This window comes from Streptomyces sp. NPDC003456 (assembly GCF_042878735.1).
Lineage (GTDB): Bacteria > Actinomycetota > Actinomycetes > Streptomycetales > Streptomycetaceae > Streptomyces.
Genome location: NZ_JBIAOK010000005.1, coordinates 314,186 through 326,861, shown reverse-complemented (window position 1 = coordinate 326,861; position 12,676 = coordinate 314,186). Strand labels below are relative to the sequence as shown.

The 12,676-nt window shown below is 73.7% G+C and carries 9 protein-coding genes; 6 read left to right on the top strand and 3 right to left on the bottom strand.

The genetic code is table 11. From position 1 onward, the window contains the following. Positions 1–136 precede the first annotated feature (136 nt). The 3 genes from glgX to ACFYWG_RS22445 all read left to right on the top strand — a co-directional run bounded on the left by glgX (position 137) and on the right by ACFYWG_RS22445 (position 6,174). Positions 137–2,272: a glycogen debranching protein GlgX gene (gene glgX, locus ACFYWG_RS22455; protein WP_376325237.1), complete on the top strand. Its 2,136-nt coding sequence runs from the start codon at positions 137–139 to the stop codon at positions 2,270–2,272. A 127-nt stretch (positions 2,273–2,399) separates the two neighbouring features. Further along, positions 2,400–4,763 (top strand): malto-oligosyltrehalose synthase, encoded by a 2,364-nt coding sequence (treY, locus tag ACFYWG_RS22450; RefSeq protein ID WP_389203077.1) that lies wholly within the window; start codon positions 2,400–2,402, stop codon positions 4,761–4,763. Between the two features lie 166 nt (positions 4,764–4,929). Continuing rightward, positions 4,930–6,174, top strand: coding sequence for a M14 family zinc carboxypeptidase (locus tag ACFYWG_RS22445; protein WP_385417525.1), 1,245 nt, complete (start codon positions 4,930–4,932; stop codon positions 6,172–6,174). 131 nt (positions 6,175–6,305) lie between these two features. On the opposite strand, the gene ACFYWG_RS22440 is transcribed toward ACFYWG_RS22445, so the two are convergent. Further along, positions 6,306–7,643 (bottom strand): M14 family zinc carboxypeptidase, encoded by a 1,338-nt coding sequence (locus ACFYWG_RS22440; protein ID WP_376325622.1) that lies wholly within the window; start codon positions 7,641–7,643, stop codon positions 6,306–6,308. A gap of 417 nt (positions 7,644–8,060) precedes the next feature. Further along, positions 8,061–8,612: an FHA domain-containing protein gene (locus tag ACFYWG_RS22435; RefSeq protein ID WP_376325230.1), complete on the bottom strand. Its 552-nt coding sequence runs from the start codon at positions 8,610–8,612 to the stop codon at positions 8,061–8,063. Positions 8,613–8,785: 173 nt separating this feature from the next. Between ACFYWG_RS22435 and treZ the strand changes: the two genes are divergently transcribed. Then, positions 8,786–10,531: a malto-oligosyltrehalose trehalohydrolase gene (gene treZ / locus ACFYWG_RS22430; protein WP_383500424.1), complete on the top strand. Its 1,746-nt coding sequence runs from the start codon at positions 8,786–8,788 to the stop codon at positions 10,529–10,531. A 222-nt stretch (positions 10,532–10,753) separates the two neighbouring features. On the opposite strand, the gene ACFYWG_RS22425 is transcribed toward treZ, so the two are convergent. Next, positions 10,754–10,933, bottom strand: a complete 180-nt coding sequence (locus tag ACFYWG_RS22425) for a hypothetical protein (protein WP_383500426.1) — start codon at positions 10,931–10,933, stop codon at positions 10,754–10,756. Between the two features lie 166 nt (positions 10,934–11,099). Between ACFYWG_RS22425 and ACFYWG_RS22420 the strand changes: the two genes are divergently transcribed. Both ACFYWG_RS22420 and ACFYWG_RS22415 read left to right on the top strand, forming a co-directional pair. Further along, positions 11,100–11,384: a hypothetical protein gene (locus tag ACFYWG_RS22420; protein WP_376325223.1), complete on the top strand. Its 285-nt coding sequence runs from the start codon at positions 11,100–11,102 to the stop codon at positions 11,382–11,384. A gap of 79 nt (positions 11,385–11,463) precedes the next feature. Further along, a complete protein-coding gene (locus tag ACFYWG_RS22415) occupies positions 11,464–12,189 on the top strand; it encodes a hypothetical protein (RefSeq protein ID WP_383500430.1) in 726 nt (241 codons plus the stop codon). Positions 12,190–12,676: the final 487 nt, after the last annotated feature.

Here is a 12,676-nt window from a genome sequence, read left to right as displayed (position 1 = left end):
CCAACGTTTCGGCATACCGCGTATGCACTGGTCACTCGGTAAGAGGGAGATAAGTCACAGGAGGTTCCCTCACTTTCGGGGAGACTCGGGACCTAGGCGTCCCCACCGGCGCCGCACACCTGAAAGAGTCGTAGCCATGCAGGTCTGGCCTGGAGAGGCGTATCCACTCGGTGCCACGTACGACGGCGCCGGAACCAACTTCGCGGTCTTCACCGAAGCCGCGGACCGAGTAGAGCTGTGTCTGCTGCACGACGACGGCTCGGAGACGGCGATCGAGCTCCGCGAGAGCGACGCGTTCGTCCGGCACGCGTACCTGCCCGGCATCATGCCCGGGCAGCGGTACGGCTTCCGCGTGCACGGTCCGTACGCGCCCGAGCACGGACTGCGCTGCAACTCCGCGAAGCTGCTGCTCGACCCGTACGCGCGTGCGATCAGCGGGTCCGTCGACTGGGGCGAGGAGGTCTACGGCTACCACTTCGACGATCCCGACCGGCGCAACGATCTCGACTCGGCGCCGCACACCATGTCGTCCGTCGTGGTCAACCCCTACTTCGACTGGGGCGACGACCGGCGCCCGCGCACCGAGTACCACCACACGGTGCTCTACGAGGCCCACGTCAAGGGCCTCACCATGCGCCACCCCGGCCTCCCGGAGGAGCTGCGCGGCACCTACGCGGCCCTGGCGCACCCGGCGATCATCGAGCACCTCACCGAGCTCGGCGTGACCGCGCTGGAGCTGATGCCCGTCCACCAGTTCGTGAACGACCACCGCCTGGTCGACATGGGCCTGAACAACTACTGGGGCTACAACACCATCGGCTTCTTCGCCCCGCACAACGCCTATGCGTCCTGGGGCGACCGGGGCCAGCAGGTGCTGGAGTTCAAGTCGGCGGTCAAGGCCCTGCACGAGGCGGGCATCGAGGTGATCCTCGACGTGGTCTACAACCACACCGCCGAGGGCAACCACCTGGGCCCGACCCTGTCCTTCAAGGGCCTGGACAACCCGCGCTACTACCGCCTGACCGAAGACCCCCGCTACTACATGGACACGACGGGCACGGGGAACTCCCTGCTCATGCGGTCCCCGCACGTCCTGCAGCTGATCATGGACTCGCTGCGGTACTGGGTGACGGACATGCACGTCGACGGGTTCCGCTTCGACCTGGCGGCGACGCTCGCCCGGCAGTTCCACGAGGTGGACCGGCTGTCGTCGTTCTTCGACCTGGTGCAGCAGGACCCGGTGGTCTCCCAGGTGAAGCTGATCGCCGAGCCGTGGGACGTCGGCGAGGGCGGCTACCAGGTGGGGAACTTCCCGCCGCTGTGGACCGAGTGGAACGGCAAGTACCGCGACACCGTGCGCGACCTGTGGCGGGGCGAGCAGCGCACCCTCGCGGAGTTCGCCTCGCGGCTGACGGGCTCGTCGGACCTGTACCAGGACGACGGCCGCCGCCCGCTGGCCTCGATCAACTTCGTCACGTGCCACGACGGCTTCACCCTGCACGACCTGGTGTCCTACAACGACAAGCACAACGAGGCCAACGGCGAGGACAACCGGGACGGCGAGAGCCACAACCGGTCCTGGAACTGCGGCGTCGAGGGCGAGACCGACGATCCGGACGTGCGGGCGCTGCGGGCTCGGCAGATGCGCAACTTCATCGCGACGCTGATGCTGTCCCAGGGCGTGCCCATGATCAGCCACGGGGACGAGTTCGCCCGCACCCAGCACGGCAACAACAACGCCTACTGCCAGGACAACGAGCTGTCCTGGGTGGAATGGCCCGAGGAGGGGGAGGGCGCCGCCGAGGACGGCCGGAGCACCGAGATGCTGGCCTTCACCCGCGCGATGGTGTGGCTGCGCCGCAACCACCCCGTCTTCCGCCGGCGGCGCTTCTTCCACGGGCGGCCCGTGGAGGGCACCCACGACGACCTGTCCGACATCGCCTGGTTCACCCCCGAGGGCGGGGAGATGACCCAGGAGGACTGGGACTCGGCCCAGGCGTCGGCGCTGACGGTCTTCCTCAACGGCAACGCCATCTCGGAGCCGGACGCACGAGGTGAGCGCATCACCGACGACTCGTTCCTGCTGATGTTCAACGCCTCCCCGGACCCGCTGGAGTTCGAGATCCCCGTCAACCACGGGCGGCAGTGGGAGGTCGTGGTCGACACGGCCCGCCCGCAGGGCGTGCCCGCCGACACCGGCCTGAAGGTGCAGGCCGGGGACCGGCTGACGCTGACCGACCGGAGCATGACGGTGCTGCGCCGGCCCGTCTAGCCTCCCCGCGGCCCGCGGGCCGCAGCCGCCGCCCGTCGTCCGGACGAAGCCACTCGTCCGGGCGACGCGCGGCGCACCCGGCGGCGCGGGAGGCACGAACCCCGGCCGTGCGGGTACGTAGGTCTGCATGACACCTGAGCGTCCTGACCCGGTGGTGCCCACGGCCACCTACCGGCTGCAGCTGCAGCCCGACTTCCCGTTCGGAGCAGCCGAGGCCGCCGTGCCGTACCTGGCCTCGCTCGGCGTCTCGCACCTGCACCTGTCGCCCGTGCTGGAGGCGGTGCCGGGCTCGACGCACGGCTACGACGTGGTCGACCCCGCGCGCGTGCGCGAGGAGCTGGGCGGCGAGGACGGGCTGCGGGCGCTGGCGCGCACCGCCCGGGAGCACGGGCTGGGCCTGGTGGTGGACATCGTCCCCAACCACATGGCCATGTCCCCGCGCCACAACCGCGCCCTGTGGGAGGTGCTGCGCGAGGGCCCGAAGTCTCCGTTCGCGCGCTGGTTCGACATCGACTGGGAGGCCCAGGGCGGGCAGCTGCTGCTGCCGGTGCTCGGCGGGCCGCTGGGCGAGGTGCTCGACGAGCTGCGCGTCGACGGGGACGTCCTGCGCTACCACGACCATGTCTTCCCGCTGCGCGAGGGCACCGAGGACCTGCCGCTGCCGCACCTGCTGGACGCGCAGTGGTACCGCCCGGTGTGGTGGCGGCTGGCCCGGACCGAGCTCAACTACCGGCGTTTCTTCAGCATCTCCGAGCTGATCGGCGTGCGGGTGGAGGACCCGGAGGTCTTCGAGGCCACCCACGACAAGATCCTGGAGCTGCTGCACGAGGGCGTGATCGACGGGCTGCGCATCGACCACCCCGACGGGCTCGCCGACCCCGACGCCTACCTCACCCGGCTGCACGAGGCGACGGGCGGCCGCTGGACGGTCGTGGAGAAGATCCTGGCCGACGGCGAGCGGCTGCCGGCCTCCTGGCCCGTCGCCGGCACCACCGGCTACGACGCCCTGCGGCACGTGGACGCGGTGTTCGCCGACCCGGCCGGCTTCGGGGACCTGCTGGGGCAGTACCGGCGCTTCGCGGCCCCGCAGACCGACCGGGGCGGCCAGTGGGAGGCGACCGTGCGGCGGGCGGCGTACAAGGTGCTCACGCACGAGCTGGCCGCCGAGACGGACCGGCTGACGCGGGTGGCGACCCGGCTGTGCGCCTCCTCGCCGGAACCCGCGCTGCGCGACCGCGCCCCCTGGGCGCTGCGCACCGCGCTGCAGGAGCTGCTGGTGCGCATGGAGGTCTACCGGCCCTACGAGTCCACCGGCGCCGCGTCCGTGGTCACCGAGGAGGCGGCCGCCGAGGCCCGGCACGCCTTCGCCGTGCCCGAGGAGGCCGGAGCGGTGGACGTCGTACGGGACCTGGTGCTGGGCCGGTACGGCGACGGGCCCGCCCACGTGGAGTTCCGCACGCGGTTCGCGCAGACCTCCTCGGCACTGCGGGCCAAGTCCGTGGAGGACACGGCGTTCTACCGGTACGTGCCGCTGCTGTCGGCGACCGAGGTGGGCGGCGATCCCGGCCGTCCCGCCCTGCCGCCGGAGGAGTTCCACGCGTACTGCGCGCGCATCCAGCGCGACTGGCCGCTGACCGGGACGGTGGCCTCCACCCACGACACCAAGCGCAGCGCGGACGTGCGGGCGGCGCTGAACGTGCTCACCGAGTGCCCCGGGCGCTGGGCCGACGTCCTCACGGAGGTCACCCGCGACGGCGCGGGCGTGCCGGACGCGCAGCTGGCGTGGGCGGCCTGGCAGACCGTGTTCGGGCTGGGGCCGGCGGAGCCGGAGCGGGTGCAGGGCGCCCTGCTGAAGCACGTGCGCGAGGCGGGCCTGTTCACCAGCTGGACCGAGCAGGAGCCGCCCTACGAGGAGGCCGTGGAGCGGTTCGTGGCGGCCGGCCCGTGCGGGCCGCCGGGTGAGCGGATCGCCGCGTTCCGAGCCTCCCTGCGGGAGCACATCCGGGCCAACGTGCTCGGCGCGGCCCTCGTCCACCTGACGATGCCGGGGGTCCCGGACGTCTACCAGGGCACGGAGGCCGAGTCCCTGGCCCTGGTCGACCCGGACAACCGGCGGGCGGTGGACTACCCGCCCCGGGACGCGGGCGGCACGTCCGCGGACAAGGCGGCACTCACCCGCGCCGCGCTGGGCGTACGGGCCCGCCGCCCCGGCGCCTTCGGCGACACGGCGACGTACATGGCGTTGCCGGCGCAGGGCCCGGCGGCCGCGCACTGCCTGGCGTTCGCGCGCTCGGGCGAGGTGGTGACGGCCGTGACCCGGCTGTCCCTGCGGCTGGCGGAGGCGGGAGGCTGGCGGGACACCGCGCTGACGCTGCCGCCGGGCCGCTGGTCGGACGCCCTGCGCCCGGACCGCACGTTCACCGGTGACGTCCCGGTGGCGGAGCTGTTCACCGACCTGCCGGTGGTCCTGCTGGAGCGCACGGGCGGCTGAGGCGGGGCGGGGCCGGGTCACCCGTCCGGCGTGACCCGGCACACCACTGCCCGCGGCGGGCTCCCGGTGCCTCCGGGCGCCCCCGGGAGGCTCCCCCGTCGCGCCCTTGACTTCGCACCATGGCCGTGGGGTACTGCGAAGGCGAACTCGGGCGGATGTGACGGGGGTGAGTGTCCTGCCGGAGCTGCGCTACCCGACGGTGACCGAACTGGTCTCGGCCGCCCGGGCGTTGACCGCCCAACGCCCCGGCGTGTGCACCCTGCGCCAGGTGGGTGCCTCACGCGCGGGACGGCCCCTGCACCTGCTGTCCGTGGGCCGCGCGCGCCGCGCCGTCCTGGTGGTGGCCGGGGCCCATGCCAACGAGCCGACGGGCTCCTGCACCCTGCTCGCGGTCGCCCGCCGGGTGCTGGAGCAGCGGGAGCTGCGCGACGGCATCTCCTGGCACTTCCTGCTGTGCGCGGACCCCGACGGGGCGAGCCTGCACGTCACGCCCGCGCCGCGCAGCCTGCACGACTACCACCTCGGCTTCTTCCGGCCCGCGGGGCCCGAGCAGCCGGAGTGGGCGCCGTCCCTGCTGCCGCCGGACCGGCTGCCGCCCGAGACGCGGGCCCTGACCGGCGTCATCGACGAACTGCGCCCCTACCTCCAGGTGACGCTGCACGGCACGGACCTGGGTGGCAGCTGGGTGCAGCTGACCCGGGACGTGCCGGGGCTGGCCGAGCCGTTCGCCAAGTCCGCCGCCGAGCTGCACATCCCGGTGGAGACCGGCGCCTCGGACGCCGCGGGCTGGCCCGCCTCCGGTCCGGGCGTGCACGTCATGCCCGCGCCGGGGATCGGGCCGGCCTACCCGAGCCTGCCGGACGACGCGCGGCTCAGCACCTGGTACCACGCCCACCGCTACGGCGGCCTGACCGCGGTGGTGGAGGTGCCGATGTGGGCCAGCGACCTGGTGGACGACCCGGCTCCGCACCCCTCCCCGGTGGCTGCCATCGGCCGGCTGGCCCGGCGGCTGCAGCGCGACGCGCTGGAGGTGACCCGCGTCCTCGACGGCGCCCGGCTCGCCGGACCGGACGGGCCGCTGCTGCGGGCGGCCCGGTGGGGTCTGGAACTGGTGCCGGGCCTGGCCTCGGACCTGCTGCACACGCCGCCCCCCGACCTCACCCGGGCCTATGTCGGCAGCGTGGACGCCTTTGTGCGCCGGGTGCCGCTGCGGGCGGCGGCGATGCTGCTGCGGGTGCTGCGCGGGACGGACGAGCGGGCGGCGGAGCGGCTCGAGACGCTGGTGGCCACGTGGAGCGACGCGTTCGCGGAGCGGTTCCGCGCCCGCTGGGTGCCGCTGGAGAACCAGGTCGAGCACCAGGCCCGCACGGTGGTCACGGCGGCGCTGCACGCGCGCGAGGAGACGCAGTAGCCGACTGCGGTGAGGAGACGCAGCGACCGACGCGGTGCGGCGGGGCGGGGCGGCCCGCAGTCGCCGGGCGGCCGGGGGGCGCGAACGCCGGAGGGCCGGAGCGCTACGGGACCTCCGCTACGGGACCGCCGCTACGGGACCGCCGCTCCGGGGTCCCTCCCCGGGGCGGGGGACGGAGCGGCCGGGCGCGCCTGGCGGGCGGTCAGTTCGAACGCCGAGAGCACCACGCGCGCCTGGTACTCGGCCTGCCGGGCGACCGGGATCCAGCGCGCCCGGCAGCCGTCGCGGTAGTCGGCGCACCAGGTGTCGATGAGCCGGTCCAGCTCCGGCAGCACACCGGACGGGTCGCGCCCGGTGGACCGTACGAGCTGGTGGAGCAGGCCCGCCGTGCGCAGGGCCAGCCGGCGTCCGGAGATGCGCAGGGCGGCCAGGTGCGCGGCGGTCAGGTGCGGCATGGGATGCGGTCCGCCGGCGGTGTCGGGGTCCCAGGCGTCGGCGAGGCCGGGACAGACCAGCAGGTAGTCGCCGACCGGGGCGAGCAGCCGGGCCGCGTCGGGCACACCGGCGAGCTGCGGACGGATCCTGGCCAGCAGCAGCCGCAGCAGGTGGGTGTCGTGGCGCAGGGTGCGGCTGACCTCCCGCAGTACGGCGTCCCGGTCCGGGGGCGGGGAGCCGTCCGACACGGCCGCCACACCCCACATGGGAGCTTCGACGACCGCGGTGACGGTGCCGTGCCGGCGGGGGTGGAACCAGGTCGACTCGACGGCGGCCTCCGTGATGGCGGCGGCCAGGCCGGCCCGGCGCGGTGGGGGTATGCGGTAGACGGCGGGCTCCAGGCCGGGCCAGTACAGGGCGTCGTAGGCGCCGAGTTCGCGGGGGATGCCGAGCCGCGCGGCGATGTGCGCCAGGCGCCGGCCGAGGCCGGGCAGGTCGCGGGTCAGCTCGACGAAGCCCCCGCCGACGTCGACGCCGTGCAGGGAGCACTGCAGCACGGGCCGCAGCTCGTCCTGCACGTCGAGCAGCGCCCGGGTCTCGGGCAGGGCGGCTGCGTCCGCGCCGTCGGGCAGCCACTCGGGCTGCTCCAGGAAGCCGGGCCGGAAGAAGTGCCGGAAGTACTGGCCGAGGGTGTACGGGCCGGTCAGCCAGCCCTCGTTGCGGCGCAGGCCGTCCGGGTCGAGGCACAGCAGCAGGTTCCACGTGGCGTCGGCGCCGTCGGTCAGCCGGGGGTCGGCCAGGGTCCGCTCGGCCAGGCGCAGCACGGTGGCCCCGCCCACGGGCTCGTTGGCGTGGGGCCCGGCGACGACGAGGGCCTGGCGGTCGCCGTGGCCGACGGACAGGAGCCACAGGGGGGTGCCGGCCCGGGAGGTGCCGACCCGGCGCAGCCGGGCGTCCCGGGGGTGTCGGGCGGCGAGGGCGGCGGCCCGGGCGCCGAGCTCGTCGACGGTGGGGTAGCGGGGCAGGGGCGGCAGGGCACACCTCCCCGATGCGGCGCCGTGGCTTCACCCGATGTGGAGGGCGTACGCACAGTGAGTCACGAGTTCGAGGACACGTCAACACCGTGGACGGCACGGGCATTTGAGCCAGGACCGGTTGATCTACGCCCGGTAACGCCCAGGCCAGAGCTGAGCGGTGGGGCGCTTTCCGGTCAACGGACCGGCGTGCTCGGGGCGTAGCGGGGCCGGAGGCCGAGCCGTCAGGGCGGGGGGCGAGGGCGTGATGCCTCGGGGGGGAGCCGTCGGGTGCCGGGGGCTGCGGCCGTCAGGCGGGGGCCGTGACGCCGTCGGACACGGAGGAGTCCTGAGGCCGCCGGGACACGGGGCCGCGAGGTCGACGGATGGACGCGGGGGGTGCGGCCGCCCGGCACAGAGCGGGAAGCCGTCAGGCCGTCATCCCGTCGACAGCCGGAACATCATGCGGCCGAAGCCCACCTGGTCGCCCTCGCGGACGACGGCCGCGCCGACGACCCGCCGCCCGTTCACGGTGGTGCCGTTGGTGGAGCCGAGGTCGCGCAGGACCCACAGGCCCCCCTGGCGCCGCAGCTCGGCGTGCACCCGGGAGACCGTCTCGTGGCTGAGGCGCAGTCCGCTGGCGGGGTCGCGCCCTATCCGCAGCGGGTGGCCGTGCTCCGGGTGCGGGAGCAGCAGCTTCGGCAGGCGCTCGGCCTGCCAGGCCCTGCGCAGCCGGACGGTGAACCCGGAGACCGCCTCGACACTGCCGAACACCATGCGGGAGAAGCGGCTCTCCGTGGGCAGGTCGGCGGTGAGCACGGCCAGTTCGTCGGGACGGCGGGCGGCTAGCGCCAGTTCCATGCGGCGGACGAACGTGTCGTGGGACAGGCGGCCCATGGCGGCGCCGTCCCGGAGCACCTTCAGCGCCCTGTCGCGCTCCGCGTCGGACAGCCGCGCGGGGTACGTGTTGAACTCGAAGGACGACGTCACCCCGTGATTGTCGGGCAGCGCGGGGCGCACTGTCCAGGTAACAGGACGGCGGCCGCCCGGCACCCGGTAACCGGGAGACCCGCGGCGAATGGGTGGATGCGCCAGCGGATTGATCGTGTTTGACGCACCATGGACGGGCTACATCACGGTGAGCAGACGAAGGGGAACCGTCCGTGCAGTTCGAGGTGTGGGCACCGCAGGCCGACCGGGTGACGCTGGAGTGCGACGGCGTCACGCGGGCGTTGGAGCGCGATCCGGAACGGCCGGGGTGGTGGTGGGGCGAGGCGGAAGCGCGTGAGGGGTCACGGTACGGCTTCGCCCTGGACGGCGGTCCCGTGCTGCCCGACCCGCGCTCGCGCCGGCAGCCGGACGGTCCGGACGGGCTGAGCGCCGTCGTCGACCACGAGCGGCACACCTGGCGTGCGCAGTGGCAGGGGCGCCCGCTGGCCGGTGCGGTGCTGTACGAGCTGCACGTGGGCACCTACACGCCCGAGGGCACGCTGGACGCGGCCGCCGAACGGCTCGGCCATCTCGCCGAACTGGGCGTCACACACGTGGAGCTGATGCCCCTCACCCCCTTCCCCGGCACGCACGGCTGGGGCTACGAGGGCGTCTCCCTGTGGGCGGTGCACGAGCCGTACGGCGGACCCGAGGCGCTGAAACGCTTCGTCGACCGGGCCCACGAACTGGGCCTGGGGGTGGTGCTCGACGTGGTGCACAACCACTTCGGCCCCTCCGGCAACTACCTGCCGGTCTTCGGCCCGTACCTCACCGACACCCACCACACGCCGTGGGGCGCGGCGGTCAACCTGGACGCACCCGGGTCGGACGAGGTGCGCGACTTCCTGATCGGCAGCGCGCTGGCGTGGCTGCGGGACTACCGGCTCGACGGGCTGCGGCTGGACGCGGTGCACGCGCTGGTCGACACGCGCGCGCTGCACTTCCTCGAGGAGCTGTCGACGGCCGTGGACGCCCTGGCCGCCGAGGTCGGCCGGCCGCTGTTCCTGGTCGCCGAGTCGGACCTGAACGACCCCCGGCTGATCACCCCGCGCTCCGAGGGCGGGCTGGGGCTGCACGCGCAGTGGAACGACGACTTCCACCACGCCCTGCACACCACGCTGACCGGTGAGGCGCAGGGCTACTACGCCGACTTCGCGCGCGCCCCGCTCGGCGGTCTCGCCAAGACCCTGACCGGTGGCTACTTCCACGACGGGACGTACTCGAGCTTCCGCGAGCGGCACCACGGGCGGCCGCTGGACCGCGCCCGGGTGGCCGGGCACCGGCTGCTCGGCTACGGCCAGACGCACGACCAGGTCGGCAACCGGGCGCAGGGGGACCGGCTCTCCGCGCTGGTCTCCCCCGGCCTGCTGGCGTGCGCGGCCACGCTGATCCTGACCGCGCCGTTCACGCCGATGCTGTTCATGGGCGAGGAGTGGGCGGCGGGCACACCGTGGCAGTTCTTCACCGACCACACCGACCCGGAGCTCGCGGAGGCCGTACGGCAGGGCAGGCGGCGGGAGTTCGCGGCGCACGGCTGGAAGGAGGAGGACGTTCCCGACCCGCAGGACCCCGCCACACGGGACCGCTCCTGCCTCGACTGGTCGGAACCGGAACGCGAGCCGCACGCGCGCGTGCTCGCCTGGTACCGGCAGCTCCTCGCCCTGCGCCACGCACAGCCCGACCTGACGGACCCCGACCTCGCCGACACCAAGGTCGCCTTCGACGAGGAACGGCGCTGGATCGCCTTCCGGCGCGGGGACGTCCTCGTGGCGGTGAACCTGGCCGCCGAACCGGCCGACCTGCCGCTCGGCGTCCCGCACGCGCGCGTCCTGGCCGCGTGGGAGCCGGTGGACACACCCGGGGCGGACGGGGTGGTGCGGGTGCCCGCCGAGTCGGGCGTGGTGTTGCTGCAGGAGTGAGGGCCGGTCGCCCTCCGCATCCGCGGTCCCGCCGACGGCAGTTCCGTTGGGCAGTGCATGACCAGTGCATGAGGAACGGCTTCGGTGGCCTGGACATACGCTCCAGGCCACCGAGTTCGTCCCCGAGGCGACTGCGCCGGTGGCGTGGAGAATGCCGAACACGGCCAGGACGGTCGCGATGACGGTGAAGACCGGGTGCGCCGAGGCGGCGGTCGTTCACTTCTACGGATGGGTGGAGCGCCCCTCGAGGTCCCTCCGTACGGCGGCGCCCTCGTCCTCCACCAGCCCACCCCCGTCCGGGAAGTTCAGGACCTCGCCGCAGTGGCTGCACAGCTTCCCGTCTTCCGCCGGCGTACCGCACGCCTTGCAGAACCTGTTGCCTCGTTCCGTCTCGCTCGTCATGACTCTCCCACGTGGCTCGCACCGTTGTTGTCCGGCAACGGGTACCCGCCTCGTCGAGGTGGATCCGCGTTCGATGTGCGTATCGCCGCTTGGGGGGGGAGGCCGCCGACCGTTGGGGGCGACGCCGCGACGGGCACCCGGAGCGCACCGCGTCTACGATCGGACCATGGCCGCCGCACTCTCCCTCTGGTCCCGGGACTCCGTACTCTCCATCGGCTCGGTGGGCTCCGTCCTGTCCATCGGCTCCGTGGGATCGGCGCTCTCCATCGGCTCCATCGGCTCTGCCGGCTCCGTCGCCTCGGTGGGCTCCTGGCTGAGCGCCGCATCTCTGCTGTCCGGCCAGTCGTGCTGGTCGGTCATGTCCTGGCGCTCCCGGGGTGGGGTCATGGCGGCGGGAGCGCTCGCCGTCGGCGGGGCGCTCCTGCTGGCCTCACGCGCACCGCGGCGGTGACCGACGAGGGCCCGGCTCAGCAGCCTGCCACCCACTCCACGGCGTCCATACGGGCGGCGGAGGACGGCAGACTGGATCCGTGACCACCTTCGGATCGACTCATCGCACGCCGGGACCCGAGCGCTACGGGCGCCTGCGGGTACGGACGGCCGACCTCTCCGCGGCCGACTGGCTGACCGGCCGGCATCCTGGGCCCGGGCGCTTCGGCACCGTAGGCGGGGTGGCCGCCCCCGGATTCGCCGCGTACGCCCGTGTCCTCCACCCGGCGTACCTCGATGAGCACCCGGTGCGCTGGGAGACCGTCGGGGCGGCCTACGGCCGCACGCCTTCCGGGACCCTGCCCTGGCACGACCTGCTCGGCGTGACCCGGGACGAGTCGTACGGCGACCTGCACCTGCCCGGCGTCTGGGACACCTCTCCCGGCGAGGGGCCCACACCCGGTCACGTGGCACGCGCCCTCGTCCCTGTCCTCACCCGGCACACCGGTACGCCCGACCGGTGCTGGTACGCGCTGTGGGAGGGCTACGGGCGCTGGGACTGGGACGCGGTGCCCCGCTTCGAGACCCCTCACCGAGGCAGGGTGCTGATGAGCGGAACGCTGTCCGACGCCGTCTCACCGCACTCGCTCGACCCTGACGCGGAACTCCCCGACCTGTGGTGGCCGGACGACCACGCCTGGTGCGTGGGCGGCGACACCGACCTGAAGAGCACGTACGTCGGCGGCTCGGAGGCCCTGATCGCGGACCTGCTCGCCGCACCGGAGCTGGAGGCACACCGGGTGACCGAGAGCGACCTGCTCGACTGACGGTCCGAGCCGGAAGGTTTCTAGCGGGCCTGGAAGTCGGGGCTGGGCGACCTGTTCGGACGACTGGGACAGGATCCGCACCCCACGCGGGCTGTAGGTGTACGTGTCGACATACGCCGTCGCGAGTCTTGGAGCACCAACTCGGCGGCCGCCAGGCGCCTCTGCCTCCCAGGACGCCGCCTGCGCGGCAGATAGAACGGCAAGGATGCTGATGCCCTGTCCCCATGATGGGCCCCGCTACCCCCTGCACCGCAAGCCACGCCTGAAGCTCGTTCCGGTCGGCGTGGTCGTGGTCGTGGTCGGGGTCGCGGCACTCTCGCCGGAGCACGTGAGCGCCGTGTCCCAGGCGGGCGATTTCTTGCCCGCTGCCAGCGCCTCGCCGGCGGGTCCTCCCGCTTGGCCCCGCCCTGCGCCCAGCAGTTTCACGGCCGGACGCTGAAGTCCTTGCGGTCGCCGGTGAACCGGAACAGGGGGTTGCCGCAGCGGG

Coding starts and splice junctions, on each gene's coding strand:
- glgX (WP_376325237.1), top strand. CDS start 137: ATGCAGGTCTGGCCTGGAGAGGCGTATCCACTCGGTGCCACGTACGAC.
- treY (WP_389203077.1), top strand. CDS start 2,400: ATGACACCTGAGCGTCCTGACCCGGTGGTGCCCACGGCCACCTACCGG.
- ACFYWG_RS22425 (WP_383500426.1), bottom strand. CDS start 10,933: ATGACGAGCGAGACGGAACGAGGCAACAGGTTCTGCAAGGCGTGCGGT.
- ACFYWG_RS22420 (WP_376325223.1), top strand. CDS start 11,100: ATGGCCGCCGCACTCTCCCTCTGGTCCCGGGACTCCGTACTCTCCATC.